Here is a 15,457-nt window from a genome sequence, read left to right on the forward strand (position 1 = left end):
CCCGGTTACATTCCGAACCCGGAAGCTAAGCCTTACAGCGCCGATGGTACTGCAGGGGGGACCCTGTGGGAGAGTAGGACGCCGCCGAACAAATTGTGGGAAAACCCCCGTATCGAAAGATACGGGGGTTTTCTGCGTTCAGGGTCGATTCAGGTTCGGTTCAGGGTCGATCAGTGTCTTCAGAACGTCATTTCCGCGGTGTCGACCGTTCCGCCGCGGCGGCCGGGGGCCGTCTGCCACTTCCAGTAGAGGTTGGTGTGGGCGATCACCTGCTGCGGGGCCGGCGCGCCGTACTGCGTGAGGTCCTCCGTGGTGTGGGCGTCGGCAACCAGGGTCGCGTCGTAGCCCCGGACCACCGCGCCGTGCAAGGTGGAGCGGATGCATGCGTCGGTCTGGGCGCCCGTGACCACGAGACGGCCCACGCCACGCTCGGCCAGGACGGTCTCCAGGTCGGTAGCCTCGAAGGAGTCGGCGTAGTTCTTGTGGATGAGGGGCTCGGCGGCTTCGCGGGTCAGCTCCGGTACGTACTGCCAGGGCTCGGTGTCGGGCTTCAGACGGTCGTCGGAGTGCTGGACCCAGATCACCGGTACGGCCTCGGCGCGGGCTCTGGTGAGCAGGGTGTTGATGTTGGCGATGACCTCGTCGCGGTTGTGGGAGCCGGCCACCACCCCGTTCTGTACATCCACGATCAGCAGGGCCGTGTTCGGGCGGTTCGGCAGAGTCGTCATGGTTTTCACGGTAGGGGGCGGCACTGGCAGCCGGCCGGGATTAATCGAGTGAAGGGTCGGTTCGGGGGACTACCGTGTCCCGCATGAGTGCCATGACCAGCGGTGATTACGTTATTCGTGCGATACGGTCCGACGAGTGGGAGGCCGTCAAGCAGTTGCGGCTCGACGCATTGCGGGACCCGGTGGCGCACCTCGCGTTCCTGGAAACGTACGAGAAGGCGGCGGCCGAACCGGACTCCTTCTGGCAGGGGAGAGCCGAACGGTCCGGTGAGGGGGCCACCGGGGCGCGTCAGTTCATCGCCGAGGGGGCGGACGGGACGTGGGCCGGGAGCGTGACCGTTCTGGTCGAGGAGGCCGGGACGACGGACTGGGCCGGGTTCCCGGTCGAGCGGATGCAGGGGCACGTGGTCGGCGTGTTCGTACGAGCTGAAGGGCGCGGGACCGGGTTGGTCAAGGCGCTGTTCGACGCGGGCGTGGAATGGGCCTGGGAACGCGGCGTCGAGCGGGTTCGGCTGCTCGTACACGAGGACAACGCTCGGGCGCAGGCCGCCTATCGCAAACTGGGGTTCGCGCCCAGCGGGATGACCGTGCCGTACGTGCACGTTGAGGAGCAGCGGGAGTTGGAGTTCGTGCTCGAACGATCGTGACGGGAGCAACGGCAGCCGTCAGACCGGTAGTTCGTGGTGCGGCCAGCGGGCTCGGGCCTGTTCCCGGGAGCGCAGGAGGGCCAGGGTGGGGAGGCCGCGGTTCGACCCCGTGGACAGGAGGTCCGGGAGCTGGGGGAGGGGGGCCACGGCCGCGATGTCGTCGAGGACCAGTGTCAGTGGTGGGTCGAGGCGACCGGAGGATGACCGTTCGGCCATGCGCCGGCCGCGCTCGACCACGCTGGAGACGAGGGCCGTCAGGAGGGGCATCGCGCCGGGGCTGGTCCTGGGGTCCTCAATGGATTCGCCGACCACATAAAGAGTTCCCCCTTCGTCAACGAAGGAATCCAAGGCGAGGGCATCAGTTCGGTTGGGAGTGCATGCTTCGCGGATGTTGATGGTGGAGAGGGCGAACAGGGCTCGGGAGGTCAACTCCTGGGCGATGTCACGGCGTTCGGGGTGAGCGGTGAGGGCTGCTTCGAGTTCGCCGGCCGAACCAGCGGCTGCCTTGGGGTTCGTACGGAGGGTGCGGACCGCTTCCTGGATTCCTGTGCCCTGGGACCAGCGGTGGACGTGGCGGATGGTGCGGCCGTCGATGGCCGCGGCGTGCAGATAGCTACGGAGGAGGGTTTCCGCGGTGTCGCTCACCGCCTGGTCCAGGCGGGCGGCGGGGCGTACGGGGGCGAGGATCGCTGCCGCGCGGGAGGCCGCGATTTCCTTGGTTTCGCAGGCTGTTGTGGGAGACCAGTGGAGGCGGGCCGGGGTGTCGCAGAGGTGGGTCGGGTCGTAGAGGTGGACCGGGCCCAGTTTGGCCCTGGCGTCCTTGGTGTCCTGCCAGAGGGCGGGGTTGGAGGTGACGATGAGGACGGCGCCCTCTGCGTCGCGTACGGCTTGGGTCGCGGTGGCCTGGCGGGTGGCTGCGGGGGCGTAGTGCACGGCGCCTTCGTAGTGGGTGTTCTCCCACCCGCCCACCTGCTCACCCTTCGACGGTGACGTGAGCGTCGAGGGGGTCGGCGGGGCCGGTGTCGGGTGGAGAGTCTCCGTCGGTGTCCGCGGCTCGCCGTCCGTGTTCGGTTTCGCCTCCGCCCCCGGCTCCGACTCCGCCCTCGGCGTCACCTCCGCCCTGGGCGTCGGGACCTCATGGTGGGTCGGTGTCGTCGGCGCCTCGTGGGGGGCGGCCGTATCGGAGGTCCGAGCTTCATGGCGGCGCCGTTCCGCCGCGCGCGTCTCCTCCCGTCTCCTGGCCCGCACCGCCTTCCACCTCGCCAGTGTTCCCATCACGAACACCGTCAGGACGAACAGGACCATCAGCTGGCCGATGAGCAGGCCCCAGAAGAGGCCGTAGCCGGAGAGGGCCGTCTCCTCCGCCTCCGGCCAGGCGCCGGGGATGTCGTGGGGTTGGGCGATGAGGTGGCGCATGGCGAGGGGGGTGCGGGTGAAGGTGACGCCGGCCGGCCAGGAGCCGTTTGCGAACAAGCCCGCCAGGCCTGTGGCCGACCACACCAGCAGGGTCATGCCGAGGAGGAACGCGAGTATGCCGACCAGCAGGCCGTCAGGGATGCCTCCCTGGCCTTGGCCGCTGGTGCGCTCGCGGTCGTCCGGTCTCATGCCAGGGACACCCCTTCTACGCCACCGTCGACTCGGACGAGCCGTCCAGGTCGCCCAGGTGCTGCTCCATGAAGGCCGCCGCCCGTTCCTCCGCCTCCAGCTCGGCGGCGCGCAGCGCATCGTCGTCGGAGAGCAGGTCGCTGGACGACTCCGTCATCGCGCGGTCGGTGAAGACCAGCGGGCGTTCCGTCTCGGTGACCAGGTGTTTGACCACCTGGACGTTGCCGTTGACGTCCCAGACCGCGATGCCGGGGGTGAGGGTCGGGATGATTTCGACCGCCCAGCGCGGCAGGCCCAGGACGCGGCCCGTCGCCCTCGCCTCGTCCGCTTTCTGGGCGTAGATCGTCCTCGTCGACGCCATCTTCAGGATGGCTGCCGCCTCCTTCGCCGCCGCTCCGTCCACCACGTCGGACAGGTGGTGGACGACGGCCACGAAGGACAGGCCCAGCCGGCGTCCGAACTTCAGCAGCCGCTGGAACAGCTGCGCCACGAACGGACTGTTGATGATGTGCCACGCCTCCTCGACCAGGAAGATGCGCTTCTTCCGGTCGGGGCGGATCCAGGTGTGCTCCAGCCACACGCCGACGATCGCCATCAGGATCGGCATGGCGATGGAGTTGCGGTCGATGTGGGAGAGGTCGAAGACGATCAGCGGGGCGTCCAGGTCGATGCCCACCGTCGTCGGGCCGTCGAACATGCCGCGCAGGTCACCGTCGACCAGGCGGTCCAGCACCAGGGCGACGTCCAGGCCCCACGCCCGCACGTCGTCTATGGCGACGTTCATCGCCTCGGCCGACTCCGGCTCGGGGTGGCGCAGCTGCTCGACGATGTCGGACAGGACCGGCTGGCGTTCGACGATCGTCTCGTTGACGTAGGCGTGGGCGACCTTGAGGGCGAAGCCGGAACGCTCGTCCAGGCCGTGGCCCATCGCGACCTCGATGATCGTGCGGAGCAGGGCCAGCTGGCCCGTGGTCGTGATCGAGGGGTCGAGCGGGTTGAGGCGGATTCCGTGGTCCAGGGCTGCCATCGGGTCCAGGCGGATGGGAGTTATTCCCAACTCCTGCGCGACGAGGTTCCATTCGCCGACCCCGTCCTCGCCCTGCGCGTCCAGGACGACGACCTGGCGGTCGCGGAAGCGCAGTTGCCGTAGGACGTACGTCTTCTCCAGGGCCGACTTGCCGTTGCCGGACTCGCCGAGGACCAGCCAGTGCGGGGCCGGGAGCTGCTGGCCGTACAGCTGGAAGGGGTCGTAGATGTAGCCCTTGCCGGAGTAGACCTCGCGGCCGATGATGACGCCGGAGTCGCCGAGGCCGGGGGCGGCGGTGGGGAGGTAGACCGCCTGGGCCTGGCCCGTGGAGGTGCGCACCGGGAGCCGGGTCGTCTCGACCTTCCCGAAGAGGAAGGACGTGAAGGCGTCGGTGAGGACGGACAGCGGATCCCGCATCAGGTCCTACCTCCGAATGCCGGTGGCGAAGGGAAGTGTGTTCACGAAGGCGCGATGGTGCTCGCGGTCGCACCACTCCAGCTTGAGGTACGACTTGCCGGCCGAGGCCCTTATCGTCCGCTTGTCGCGGGCGAGCGCCTCCGGATTGCGGGAGGAGACGGTGATGTAGCCGACCAGGTTGACGCCCGCGGCGCCGCTGGCGAGGTCCTCGCCGCGCTGGTCGAGGCGGCCGTGGGCGGCCACGTCACGCGGGTCGACGGTGCGGTTCATCTTGGCGGCGCGGGACGCCTCCGCCTCGTCGTTCGTCTTCTCCGTCAGCATGCGTTCGATGGCGACCTCGGTGGGTTCGAGGTCCATCGTGACGGCGACCGTGCGGATGACGTCCGGGGTGTGGACCAGGAGGGGCGCCAGGAAGTTGACGCCGACGGGGGTCATCGGCCACTCCTTCACCCAGGCGGTGGCGTGGCACCAGGGGGCACGGGTGGAGGACTCGCGGGTCTTCGCCTGGAGGTAGGTGGGTTCCATGGCGTCCAGCTCGGCCGGCCAGGCGTTGCGCTTCGTCATCGCCTGGATGTGGTCGATCGGGTGGTCCGGGTCGTACATGGAGTGGATCAGGGACGCGAGGCGGCCCTGGCCCAGCGGCTGGCGGACCCGGATGTCCGCCTCCTGGAGGCGGGAGCAGATGTCGGTCAGCTCGCGGGCCATGACGACGGCGAGACCGGCGTCCCGGTCCAGCTTGCGGCCGGACTGCGGGCGGGCCGCCCGGGCCATGGCCTGCGCCTCGGCGGCCAGCTCACGGTTGAAGTGCATGCAGGCGACGAGGTAGGCGCGGTGCTGCTCGCTGCTGGTGGACACCATGGACTGGAGCTGCTCGTACGACTGCGCCAGCCATGCCGGTGCCTTCTCGTCGCCGCGTACGGCCACGTCCTTGGCGTGGGCGTCCGGGTCGGCCGGGAGGGTGCGGGCGAGCATCTGCAGGCGGGTGACGAAGCCGTCGCCGTTCGCCACGTGCTTGAGGAGCGTGCCGAAGCGGTCGACGAGGGCCTCCTGGTCCTCGCTGTCGCGCAGACCGACGCCCGGCCCCTCGATCTCGATCGCCGCGGTGACCGTGCGGCGGTCGGCGTGCAGGAGTACGGCGATCTCGTCGGGGCCGAAGGGCGCGGCCAGCCAGTTGATGCGGCCGATGCCGGGCGGCGGCCCGACCTCGATCTCCCGCCCGTCGATCCGTGTGCCGGCCTCCATGACGGAGGAGCGGTAGGCGGCGCCCCGGCGGAGGGTCCGCTTGTAGCTGCGGTTGACCTCGAACCACTTGTAGAACGTGCGCTGCTTGTACGGCACGTAGACCGCGGCCAGCGCGATCATCGGGAAGCCCGTCAGCAGCACGATGCGCAGGGGGAGGACGGGGACCAGAAGTCCGCACATCATGCCGAGGAACGCGCCCGTGATGATGAGCGCGATCTCGCCGGACTCGCGGTTGCGGCCGACGATCGCGTTCGGCCGGGCGCGGCCGATCAGATATGTACGGCGGGGCGTGACCGGATGGGACACGTGGGACTGGGTCGTCAACGCCCTTCACCTCCCGTGCGGTTGGTACTGCTGTTGCGGGTGTTGCTGGCGTGCGGGGTGTTCACCGGGCTGGGTGCGCGCGGCGCGGGCGTGGCGGAGGGGACGGATCCGCCGCCTCTGTTCGAGGTGCGAGTGCTGTGCGCGGCGACGCCACCGGAGGCGGGGTTGGCGGGGCGGGGGCCGTTGGAGCCGGACTGGCCTCCGCCGTTGTTGTCGGCGCGGGTGCTGTGCGTCTTGATGCCCTGTGCGACGAGGGTCGCCGGGGAGCTGATGACGGCCGCGGCCTTGCCTTCGGCGCCCTGCATGATGCGGTTGTTGCGGGAGTTCGCGATCTCGTCGCCGAAGCCGGGGACGAAGCGGTAGATCATCGCGCTGGCGAAGATGGCGAGCAGGATGATCGCGAGGCCGGAGACGACGGCGGAGAAGGCGTCGGGGCCGTCATCGCTGGACAGGGCTCCGGCGAGGCCCAGCACGATGACGATGACCGGCTTGACCAGGATCACGGCGATCATGATTCCGGCCCAGCGGCGGACGTGGCCCCACAGGTTCTTGTCGACCATGCCGGCGTAGACGACGGTGCCGAGGAGGGCGCCGACGTAGAGGAGCGCGGCGCGGATGACGAGCTCCAGCCAGAGGACGCCGGCGGCGAGGATGGAGACCAGGGAGACGACGATCAGCATGATCGGGCCGCCGCCGATGTTCTCGCCCTTGGCGAGGGCGCCGGAGAAGTTGCCGAAGAAGGTGTCGGTCTGGTTCCCGGTGGTCTTCGCCAGGACCTCGGAGATGCCGTCGGTCGCCGAGACGACCGTGTACAGGATCAGCGGGGTGAAGGCGGAGGCCAGCACGGTGAGCCACAGGAAGCCGACCGCCTCCGAGATGGCGGTGGTCAGGGAAACCCCGCGCACGGCCCGCTTGGCGACGGCCAGCAGCCACAGCAGCAGCGTCAGGACGGTCGACGCGGCGAAGACGACCGCGTACTGCTGGAGGAACTTGGGGTTCGTGAAGTCGACGTTCGCGGTGTCCTTCACGGCCTCGCTGAGCTTGTCGACGGTCCAGGAGGCGGCGTCGGCACAGCCCTTGGCGAGGGAGGAGAGGGGGTCGAGGGTGTCGGTGGTGCTGGGGGTGGTGGTGCCGGAGGGGGTGTTGCCGCGTTCGCAGTACTTCTTGGCCTCGCCGACGATGAGGTCGCAGTCGCTGCTCTGGGACGCCGAGGGCGACGGCGACGGACTGGGTGTGGGCGCGGCGAAGGCGCGGGTGGCCAGCAGCACGGCCGATGTCTGTACGGCCGTGACGACTCCGGCGAGCCTGAGCACGCGGTGCGGGTTACCGGGCATACGTGAACCCTCCGTACTCCTCGATGGCCTTGCTGATCTCGTCGGAACTGGCGGCCTGGTTATCGCCCGGAACCGGGGCGGGGCCGTCCTTCTGGGAGTCCGTGGAGATCTTCCAGTCGCCGCCGGACCACTGCAGGTCGAACGTCCAGGTCTTCCACGTCGAGGTGACGGGGTCGGTCGACTTGTCCCCGGACATGCCGATGAGCCCCATGTACCAGACCGCGACCTTGGCGCTGCCGGCGCTGTACGACTGGACCGTCGTGCCCACGGGGACCACGCGGGAGACGAACGTGCTGCCCGCCGGTGCCTTGCCGTCGGCGTCGAGCCCGAGCTTGCCGAGGAAGTCGGCCGAGTAGGCCTGGTCCATAGGGGCCTGGAGTCTGGCAGCCGCGTCGGCGGTGTAGAGGGCGTCGAGAAGGGCGTGCCGGCTGTCCTTCTGGAACATGCTGGTCGAGCCGAGCGCCACGGAGTAGTTCGCGGCGGCCGACTGCGCACCCTGCTCGGTGTCGGCGAACCCCGACGGAATCCCGCCCGCCTTCGTCTCCACCGGCTTCGTTCCGCTCGCCGCAGTCGTCGACGTCTGTGGTTTGTCGGCGCCCGTGCTGCCGCTTTCGTTGCCGGCCGTGGACGCGGAACCGTCTCCTCCACGGTTCGCGAAGGCGATCGCCGCGATGAGCAGGACCACCACGCCGACCACCGTGATCAGGCTCCGTGACGACGAGCGGCCGCCGCGCCGGGCGCCGCCGTAGGGGTCGCTGTCGGGCAGGCGGGTGCGGGTCTGGCCTGAGCCGCCGTAACCGTCGTCGGCACCGGTGCGTGCGGTGTCGCCGTAACCGTGCTCGTCCCCGAGGCTCATGCCGCGTACGCCCTCTCGACCTCGTACCGAAAAGCGTAGAAGTACGACGGTAGCCGTGCTGGTTCCCGCGCGGGCGCGGTGTGGTGACTCGACATCAGGGAAACGCAACCTCAGCCGGTGGGCACGACGGGCGGGTGGGGGTGGAGGTGGGACCGGGCGTGCCCGGGCGGGCCGGAGCTATACGGCCATGCCGTACACGATGGTGAACAGCGTGCCGAGCGAGCCGATGATGAAGACACCGGTGAGGCCGGCGATGATGAGCCCCTTGCCCTGTTCCGCGCTGAACGTGTCGCGCAGGGCGGTCGCGCCGATACGCTGCTTGGCGGCGCCCCACACGGCGATGCCGAGGCAGAGCAGGATGGCGACCGCCATCACGACCTCGATCATCACCTTGGCCTCGTTGCCGAGGCTGCCGAAGGGGCCCCAGTCCGGAGCGATCCCGCCGATGATGGTGTTGATGTCTCCCTTGTCGGCCGCAAAGAGCATGTAAGTCACCGCCCCTGGTGGGTAGTTCCGAGCGGCCTCTGCGGTGTGCAGAGGTCAGGCCCCATTGTCGCCGACAATGTCGCTGTCGCATGTCGACTTGGCGTCATTGATTGGCGGGTTTCGTACGAGTGCCTGACGAAGGGCCCTATCGTCACTCTGTGTATCACGGCAGGTCACGCCGGGCAATGAGGTCGGAGCGGAACCTGTCGTGTGGTTCCGTCGTTGACCCTTTTTCGTGTCGATGTTCTCGGGGTGAAGGTTATCGGGTACGACGAACGGGCCGCGGCTGGGTGCCGCGGCCCGTTCTCCCCTTGCCACGTGGTCCCCACGGTCCACGGTGGCGCGCTGTGGTGACTGATCGTCAGTCGGGTGTATCGGTCGTATCGGTCGTGGTCACCGGCAGTCGGCCGTCAGCCGGTGAAGGCGGCGACTCCCTCCGGGGTGCCCCAGCCGGTCGGGCCGTCGTAGCCCGTCGTGGCGGTGCAGAAGTAGCTGGTGGTGCAGGTGCCGTTGTTGCCCGAGGTCACGTCGTTGAGGGCCGAGGTGCCGGCCGCCGTGTAGGGGAACTTCGCCGGGTAGGAACCGGAGGACGGCGTGCCGGCCAGGGCGTACACGCCCGCGATGATGGGCGAGGAGACGCTGGTGCCGCCGAAGGTGTACCAGCCCGCCGTAATGCCGTACGAGTCATAGACCGCGACGCCGGTGGCCGGGTCCGCGACCGCCGAGACGTCGGAGATCATGCGCTTGGTGCAGCCCGTGTCGGTCTGCCAGCTCGGCTTGGCGTCATAGGCGGAGCAGCCGGAGCCGGTGCCCTCGGTGCTGCTGGTCTTCCAGACCGTTTCGGTCCAGCCGCGGGTGGTGGAGGTGGCCTTGGTCAGCGCGGTGCCGCCGACGGAGGTGACGTACTGCGAGGCCGCCGGGTACTCGGCGCCGTAGGCCTCGTCACCCGCGCTGACGGTGATGGCGACACCGGTGTGCTTGAAGTACGAGGTGTCGTAGGTGGAGTCGGAGGACGACTCGGAGCCGCCGTAGCTGTTGGAGACAAACTTCGCGCCGAGGGTGACCGCCTCGTTCACCGCGGTGCCGAGGTTGGCCATGGTGGCGGACTTGGCCTCGACGAGCAGGATCTTGCAGTTCGGGCAGATGGCGCTGGCCATGTCGAGGTCGAGGGAGATCTCCTCGGCCCAGCCGGTGTTGCTCGTCGGCAGTGAGGTCGTGGAACCGGTCTGACTGACCTTCTTGAAGCAGCCGTTGGCGGTGGTGCACGCCGACAGGCCGTAGTACGAGCGGTAGGTGGCGAGGTCCGCCTCGGCGTTGGGGTCGTTGTACGCGTCGACGATGGCGATGGTCTCGCCCGAGCCGTTGGAGGCGGCGGCCGAGGTCAGGCCGTACGCGGCCCGCAGGTCGGTCGGCCCGAAGCCGGACGGGGTGGTGGCGTCGGCGGCCTTGGGCGTGACGCCCTTGGCGTAGGCCTTCTCCGCCATGTACTCGGTGACGCCGCTGGTGACCCGTTTGGCGTTACAGGCCGCGACGTCCGCCTTGGTGGGCGTCGCGCACGCCCTGGTCCAGCTGACGTGAGGGGCGACCTTGGCGACGCCGCTCTGGGCGTCCGCCGCTCCGGCGGTGCCGAAGCCGGCGAGGACGAGGGCCGCGGTGCCGAGGGCGGCTGCGCCCATGCGGCGCAGGCTGCGGCGTATGACGGGTCTGTCGGGGTGTGTGGTGCGCAACGTACAGCCTCCTGAGAACGGTTGACAGGGGCGGTGCGGGTGCGCCGCCGGTACGGTGTCCCCGGCGGGGGGCCGAGCGGCCCGCAGATGACCATCGCTTGTTGAGTACGCGACAACAAGACGAGTTGTCGATTCCTGACCTCCGCCTTACTGAGGGCGGTTCGGGCTTACCACTCAGTGGCTGGGGGATGGACGGGCGATGGCTGGCTCTTGACCTTGGGCACAGGGGGCACACAGGGTGGGCGGGGTGGAGCAGGGGGCGTCTGTTGGGGGCACGCAGGGGCGATTCGCCCTCGCCGTCCAGATCGGGACAGTGACCGGCGGCAGCGAGCTGCTTGGCGGCGTCCGGCGTGATCTGGCGCCGGATGAGGCGGTCTGTGTACGCGGATACATTGCCATCGGGGCGTGATCCCTGACATGGCCGACTGTTTCATCCGAGAGCGGCACGGTGATCTTCGTGGTCATGGCCGGGTCATACCGCGCCATCCACGAAATGGTCGAACTCCCCCGCCTGCACGCCCAGTACGAACGCGTCCCACTTTCGCCGGTTCGTCGTGACCACGTTGTCCGGGTCGCTGGTCTCGCGGATGTAGACGGGCGCGTCCCCGTCGTCCCCCTCGCCGAAGGCGATCTCGATCCAGGGGCCGGGGCCGGTCGCCTCCGGCGGGGCGGCGCGTTCCCAGGTGAGGTTCGGGGGGATGTCGTCAGACATGGTGGGGGTCCTTCTGGAGTACGTGGAGGAGGGCTGCGAAGGCGACGGGGGTGGAGGTGAGTATCGCGGCGGTGGGGTCGCCGGTTTCGGTCATGTGGATTGCTTCGGGGGACGCGACGGCGTTCACGCAGGAGTTGCCCCGGGCGTCCGCCGCTCCGGCGGTATGCCACTGGGCATCCGGCCAACTCCCCTCAGTGACCGGAGACTTCCATGCCCACCGTATCCCCGCCCTGGACCCACACCCTCCAACTCCCGCACGACCCAGGCGCCCCCGGCGTCGCCCGCGCCACCCTGCGCACCATCCTCTCCGCCCATGACCTCACCGAACTCACCCCCAGCGCCGAACGTCTGGCCGCCGAGCTGCTCACCGACGCCCACCTCCACACCGCCGGCCCCTACGCCTCCGCCTCCTCTCGGCGGAACCCGGGAGGCCCCGGATCGCCGTCTGGGACACCGAACCCCGTGTCCCGCCCGGCTTCGCCGCCGACGGCGCCCCCGTCGCCCTCCCTCCGCCCGACGCCGAGCACGGACGTGGGCTGCACCTCGTACAGGCGTGTGCGGGCAGGTGGGGTGTCTCCGTGCTGCGGGAGCCGGGCGCGTCGAAGGGCGGGAAGCTGCTGTGGGCCGAGTGTCAGACGATTGGCCTAACGTAGTCATGTGGCGACGGAACGTAAGGAAGGCGTGGTGTGGCGAAGGTTGAGCAGCGACACAGGGGCGCGGCCGTGTGCGCGGGGCCTGACGCGGAGGCGGGGGAGGGGCTCGCACAGTACGGTGGATTCGACGCCGAGCCGGAGCCGGAAGGATGGAGGTCGGACACCATGTCGATGCCGTCCGTGCCTCAATTCCATCCCAGGCCCCGCCCCGGGAATCTGCGCGAAGTCGCCGAGAAGATCCAGGAAGCGACAGGTCTGCGCGTGCAGGTTCTGGGAGGGAAGCTCGTGACGTCTCCGACGCCGCGAGGCAAGCACGCCGGTGTGCTGAGGCGGCTGCGTCGGCAGCTCTACGCGGCGATGCCCGAAGGGCTGGACATGTATGAGATGTCCTCGATCGCATCGCCGGAAGACCCCGATGACTATGCGACGCCGGACCTGATCGTCCTGCCCACCGAATGGGACGAGGACGACGGTTGGCTGGCCGCCTCGGAGGATGCGGCGCTCGCCGTGGAAGTCATCTCGCAGTCCGAGAAGTCCAGGGAGATCAGGGACAAAGCCGACTGGTACGCGGTTGCCCGCGTCCCCCTCCTTCTCGTCATCGACCCGCGCAAGGGCACCTGGTCCCTGCACACCAACCCCGACAACGGCGCCTACCAGGACGTCACGCCCGGCAAGTTCGGCGAATCCTTGCGGCTGCCCGAGCCGCTGGACGTCGAGGTCGCCACCGACGGCTTCCCGATCTACGGCACTCCGCCGCCCAGCGTCTGACGTTCCTCTCACCTTCATGCGACAAGGTGGGCCCGATGAAGCGCACCCTCCGCCCCCCGGGCACCCGTAGGCGCACGCTGCTCGGCGCGCTCGTGCTGTTGGTCGTCGCGGCGGCCTCGGAGGCGGCGGCGGACGACGGGGCCGGCCCCCTGGGCGTAACCATCACCACGGGCCGGTCGGCGCAAGCCGCTCGGGTGGGGGCGCTGTTCCCGGCCGACCGCGGCTCCGGTCTCGCCGGCGAGCACTTCTGCACCGCCTCCGTGGTGCACAGCCCGCACCGGAACCTCATCGTCACCGCCGCGCACTGCCTCGGCGGGAACGGGGGCCGCGACCTCGTCTTCGCGCCCGGGTATCGGGACGGCAAGGCTCCCCACGGCTTGTGGAAGGTCGGGCGGCTGTTTCTGCCCGACGGGTGGGCCGACGGACAGGACGAGGACAGTGACATCGCCTTCGCCGTCGTCGAGCCGCAGGGCGAGAAGGGGATCGAGGACGTCGTCGGTGCGAACCGGTTCGCCGCCGGGGTGGCCACCGGGGCGACAGCGCTGACCGTCACCGGGTATCCCGACTCCCGCGAGGCACCCATCAGCTGCACCAACAAGCCCGCCGCGCACAGCACCACGCAACAGCGCATCGACTGCCCCGACTTCAGCGGCGGCACCAGCGGCAGCCCCTGGGTGAACGGCAACGGGCAGATCGTCGGCGTGCTCGGCGGGCACGAGCAGGGTGGGTCCACCGACGACATCTCGTACAGCGTGGTGTTCGGAAGAGAGGTCGCGGAGCTGTACGGGGACGCGGCGGGCGATCCCTAGACGCCGACAGGCGTAGACAGAGAGCCGTCCTCGGCCACCGACGCGCGCATACGCGTCGACCTTTCCCGTGATCACCCCTCACCGCGGGGGCCGCCTCTACACTGACGTGGGCGTACTCCCGGGCGGTGAGGGGCGGTTGACGGTGCGTAAGACGTGGGTCGTGGTGACCGCTGTCGCCGGTGCCGGTCTCGCCTTCGTGATGCTGCTCGTCGTCGGGGTCTACGTCGCCTCCGGGAACCTCGCGGGCGGGGTGGGCGGTGGGACCAGGGCGTTGGCCAAGGGGGCCGTGCCCGCGGCGTATCAGACGCTTGTGCAGAAGTGGGGCAATCTGTGCTCCGCCCTCAACCCGGCCCTGCTCGCCGCCCAGCTGTACCAGGAGAGCGGGTTCAACCCGAGCGCCAAGAGTCCGGCGGCCGCGCAGGGCATAGCGCAATTCATCCCGGGGACATGGGCCACCCACGGCATCGACGGTGACGGAGACGGCGACCGCGACGTATGGGATCCGAATGACGCGATTCCGTCGGCCGCTTCGTACGACTGTCAGCTCGCGTCGTACGTGAAGGACGTGCCGGGCGACGCCACCCACAACATGCTCGCCGCCTACAACGCGGGGGCGTACGCGGTCATCAAGTACGGGGGCGTGCCGCCGTACAAGGAGACCCGGAACTACGTGAAGACGATCACGACTCTGGAGGACTCCTTCGCCGCGCCGGTCAGTCGCGTCGATCCGTCCAAGCAGGCCGCGGGGGCCATCTACTACGCGCAGAAGAAGCTGGGCACTCCCTATCTGTGGGGCGGCAACGGCACGGCTGACCAGGGCGGACGGTTCGACTGTTCGGGGCTGACCAAGGCCTCGTACGAGAGTGTGGGGATCACGCTGCCGCGCGTCGCCAACGACCAGTACAACGCCGGGCCGCATCCGAAGCGGGACGAACTGCTGCCCGGGGACCTGGTGTTCTTCTCGGACGACCTCACCAACTCGCGGGCCATCCGGCATGTGGGGATTTATGTGGGTGGCGGATACATGATCGACGCGCCGAGAACAGGTGCTGTGATCCGGTTCGACCCGATCGACACCCCTGACTACTTCGGGGCCACGAGGGTCACCGAAGATGGCGCGAAAGCGCTCCCCACCACGGTGTGAACCGAGCGTGAACCCACCCCCTGAGCTGCGGAGATGTATTTCTCTTCGATAACGTCTGCGTGATCATTCGGTGGAGTGTGGAACGTAGTGACAGGGGCCGTGCGTTCCTGTTCACGTAGCCCGGCGGACGTCAGTCGGCACGTGTCATGTGCGCGTGTGTGCAGCGGAGCGGAAGCGGACCTACAGACCACGGGGGTGGGCAGGAGCGGCGCACGTGAGGTGCGTCCGGAAGAACGACGAAGGGGCCGCAGCGCCATGGCTGGACTCGCCGAATCCGGGTCGAACCCCGACGTCGACCTGCTCTATGACATCAACGGTCTGGCCAAGGACGCGCCGCACTGGTTCGACCGCGTGGTCGAGTTCGTGGGTGAGTACGGGCTGTTGCTCGCCATGGTGCTGCTGGTGCTCTGGTGCTGGTGGACCGTGCGGCGGCGGGGCGGCGACGCGGCCGCCCCGTCCGTGGCCGCGCTGGTGTGGGCGCCGCTGGCGGCCGGCCTCGCGGTGCTGGTGAACGTGCCGATACGGGGGTTCGTGGAGCGGCCCCGGCCCTTCCGCGACCACCAGGGACTCGATGTCCTCGTCTCCGGCAAGACCGACTACTCCTTCGTGAGCGATCACGCCACCCTCACCATGGCGATGGGCGTCGCGCTGTTCGTCGCGAACCGGAGGTTCGGACTCGTCGGGATCGGGCTGGCGCTGCTCGAAGGGTTCTGCCGGGTCTACATGGGCGTGCACTACCCGACGGACGTCATCGGCGGGTTCGCGCTCGGTACGGCCGTGGCGCTGCTGCTCTCGCCGCTGGCCATGCTGATGCTCACCCCGGTGATGAAGGCCGTGGACCGCTCCCCCCACGCCGGTCGGCTGATCCGGCGCCGGTCGGCCGGGGACGCTCGGGACGCGGTGGTTCCGGGGGCGCGGAGTGCGTCCTCGGCGGGAGCCGAGGAACGGGATCTCGCGGCCTGAGGCCCCCTGGAGAGC

At 69.3% G+C, this 15,457-nt stretch carries 15 protein-coding genes and 1 rRNA gene; 6 read left to right on the plus strand and 10 right to left on the minus strand.

Going from position 1 to position 15,457, the window contains the following annotated elements; translation table 11 throughout:
- Positions 1-90, plus strand: a 5S ribosomal RNA gene (gene rrf / locus ACFY16_RS36270); the annotation flags it as partial.
- 89 nt (positions 91-179) lie between these two features.
- Here the strand turns inward: rrf and ACFY16_RS36275 are convergent.
- On the minus strand, positions 180-728 hold the full coding sequence (locus ACFY16_RS36275) for a cysteine hydrolase family protein (RefSeq protein ID WP_390651473.1): 549 nt from the start codon (positions 726-728) through the stop codon (positions 180-182).
- Between the two features lie 92 nt (positions 729-820).
- Here ACFY16_RS36275 and ACFY16_RS36280 point away from each other — a divergent pair, with 92 nt between their 5' ends.
- Positions 821-1,375 (plus strand): GNAT family N-acetyltransferase, encoded by a 555-nt coding sequence (locus tag ACFY16_RS36280; protein WP_390651570.1) that lies wholly within the window; start codon positions 821-823, stop codon positions 1,373-1,375.
- A gap of 18 nt (positions 1,376-1,393) precedes the next feature.
- Here the strand turns inward: ACFY16_RS36280 and ACFY16_RS36285 are convergent, their stop codons facing one another.
- From ACFY16_RS36285 to ACFY16_RS36325, 9 genes are all read right to left on the minus strand, one after another.
- Positions 1,394-2,980 carry a type IV secretory system conjugative DNA transfer family protein gene (locus ACFY16_RS36285; protein ID WP_390651474.1) on the minus strand — a complete coding sequence of 529 codons (1,587 nt, stop codon included), beginning with the start codon at positions 2,978-2,980 and terminating at the stop codon, positions 1,394-1,396.
- A 16-nt stretch (positions 2,981-2,996) separates the two neighbouring features.
- Positions 2,997-4,424 carry an ATP-binding protein gene (locus tag ACFY16_RS36290; RefSeq protein WP_390651475.1) on the minus strand — a complete coding sequence of 476 codons (1,428 nt, stop codon included), beginning with the start codon at positions 4,422-4,424 and terminating at the stop codon, positions 2,997-2,999.
- 6 nt (positions 4,425-4,430) lie between these two features.
- Positions 4,431-5,990: an SCO6880 family protein gene (locus ACFY16_RS36295; protein ID WP_390651476.1), complete on the minus strand. Its 1,560-nt coding sequence runs from the start codon at positions 5,988-5,990 to the stop codon at positions 4,431-4,433.
- Positions 5,987-7,324 (minus strand): hypothetical protein, encoded by a 1,338-nt coding sequence (locus ACFY16_RS36300; protein WP_390651477.1) that lies wholly within the window; start codon positions 7,322-7,324, stop codon positions 5,987-5,989. The genes ACFY16_RS36295 and ACFY16_RS36300 overlap by 4 nt, the downstream gene beginning before the upstream one ends.
- Positions 7,314-8,180, minus strand: a complete 867-nt coding sequence (locus tag ACFY16_RS36305; RefSeq protein WP_390651478.1) for a hypothetical protein — start codon at positions 8,178-8,180, stop codon at positions 7,314-7,316. Before ACFY16_RS36305 ends, ACFY16_RS36300 begins: the two co-directional genes overlap by 11 nt.
- 177 nt (positions 8,181-8,357) lie before the next feature.
- Positions 8,358-8,666, minus strand: coding sequence for a hypothetical protein (locus tag ACFY16_RS36310; RefSeq protein WP_014673544.1), 309 nt, complete (start codon positions 8,664-8,666; stop codon positions 8,358-8,360).
- A gap of 410 nt (positions 8,667-9,076) precedes the next feature.
- Complete coding sequence (locus ACFY16_RS36315) at positions 9,077-10,393, minus strand: peptidase S8 (RefSeq protein WP_390651479.1); 1,317 nt, start codon at positions 10,391-10,393, stop codon at positions 9,077-9,079.
- A 472-nt stretch (positions 10,394-10,865) separates the two neighbouring features.
- Positions 10,866-11,105: a DUF397 domain-containing protein gene (locus tag ACFY16_RS36320; protein ID WP_390651480.1), complete on the minus strand. Its 240-nt coding sequence runs from the start codon at positions 11,103-11,105 to the stop codon at positions 10,866-10,868.
- Positions 11,098-11,232 (minus strand): hypothetical protein, encoded by a 135-nt coding sequence (locus tag ACFY16_RS36325; RefSeq protein WP_390651481.1) that lies wholly within the window; start codon positions 11,230-11,232, stop codon positions 11,098-11,100. Before ACFY16_RS36325 ends, ACFY16_RS36320 begins: the two co-directional genes overlap by 8 nt.
- Positions 11,233-11,929: 697 nt before the next feature.
- On the opposite strand from ACFY16_RS36325, the gene ACFY16_RS36330 reads away from it, so the two are divergent.
- The 4 genes from ACFY16_RS36330 to ACFY16_RS36345 all read left to right on the plus strand — a co-directional run bounded on the left by ACFY16_RS36330 (position 11,930) and on the right by ACFY16_RS36345 (position 15,442).
- Entirely contained in the window at positions 11,930-12,526 is a 597-nt protein-coding gene (locus ACFY16_RS36330; protein ID WP_390651571.1) for a Uma2 family endonuclease, read from the plus strand.
- A gap of 35 nt (positions 12,527-12,561) precedes the next feature.
- The gene (locus ACFY16_RS36335) at positions 12,562-13,335 is read left to right on the plus strand and encodes a trypsin-like serine peptidase (protein WP_390651482.1); all 774 of its coding nucleotides are present in this window, start codon (positions 12,562-12,564) and stop codon (positions 13,333-13,335) included.
- A 136-nt stretch (positions 13,336-13,471) separates the two neighbouring features.
- A complete protein-coding gene (locus tag ACFY16_RS36340; protein WP_390651572.1) occupies positions 13,472-14,479 on the plus strand; it encodes an NlpC/P60 family protein in 1,008 nt (335 codons plus the stop codon).
- A 255-nt stretch (positions 14,480-14,734) separates the two neighbouring features.
- Positions 14,735-15,442, plus strand: coding sequence for a phosphatase PAP2 family protein (locus tag ACFY16_RS36345; RefSeq protein ID WP_390651483.1), 708 nt, complete (start codon positions 14,735-14,737; stop codon positions 15,440-15,442).
- The last annotated feature ends 15 nt before the right edge of the window (positions 15,443-15,457 follow it).

Origin of the sequence: Streptomyces sp. NPDC001315, assembly GCF_042896175.1 — a bacterium.
In the GTDB taxonomy this organism is placed as follows: Bacteria; Actinomycetota; Actinomycetes; order Streptomycetales; family Streptomycetaceae; genus Streptomyces.

What these genes read in the sequence shown, in the direction of transcription:
- ACFY16_RS36275 (WP_390651473.1), bottom strand. Translation starts at nt 728, where the DNA reads ATGACGACTCTGCCGAACCGCCCGAACACGGCCCTGCTGATCGTGGAT.
- ACFY16_RS36280 (WP_390651570.1), top strand. Translation starts at nt 821, where the DNA reads ATGACCAGCGGTGATTACGTTATTCGTGCGATACGGTCCGACGAGTGG.
- ACFY16_RS36285 (WP_390651474.1), bottom strand. Translation starts at nt 2,980, where the DNA reads ATGAGACCGGACGACCGCGAGCGCACCAGCGGCCAAGGCCAGGGAGGC.
- ACFY16_RS36290 (WP_390651475.1), bottom strand. Translation starts at nt 4,424, where the DNA reads ATGCGGGATCCGCTGTCCGTCCTCACCGACGCCTTCACGTCCTTCCTC.
- ACFY16_RS36300 (WP_390651477.1), bottom strand. Translation starts at nt 7,324, where the DNA reads ATGCCCGGTAACCCGCACCGCGTGCTCAGGCTCGCCGGAGTCGTCACG.
- ACFY16_RS36305 (WP_390651478.1), bottom strand. Translation starts at nt 8,180, where the DNA reads ATGAGCCTCGGGGACGAGCACGGTTACGGCGACACCGCACGCACCGGT.
- ACFY16_RS36310 (WP_014673544.1), bottom strand. Translation starts at nt 8,666, where the DNA reads ATGCTCTTTGCGGCCGACAAGGGAGACATCAACACCATCATCGGCGGG.
- ACFY16_RS36320 (WP_390651480.1), bottom strand. Translation starts at nt 11,105, where the DNA reads ATGTCTGACGACATCCCCCCGAACCTCACCTGGGAACGCGCCGCCCCG.
- ACFY16_RS36330 (WP_390651571.1), top strand. Translation starts at nt 11,930, where the DNA reads ATGCCGTCCGTGCCTCAATTCCATCCCAGGCCCCGCCCCGGGAATCTG.
- ACFY16_RS36335 (WP_390651482.1), top strand. Translation starts at nt 12,562, where the DNA reads ATGAAGCGCACCCTCCGCCCCCCGGGCACCCGTAGGCGCACGCTGCTC.
- ACFY16_RS36345 (WP_390651483.1), top strand. Translation starts at nt 14,735, where the DNA reads ATGGCTGGACTCGCCGAATCCGGGTCGAACCCCGACGTCGACCTGCTC.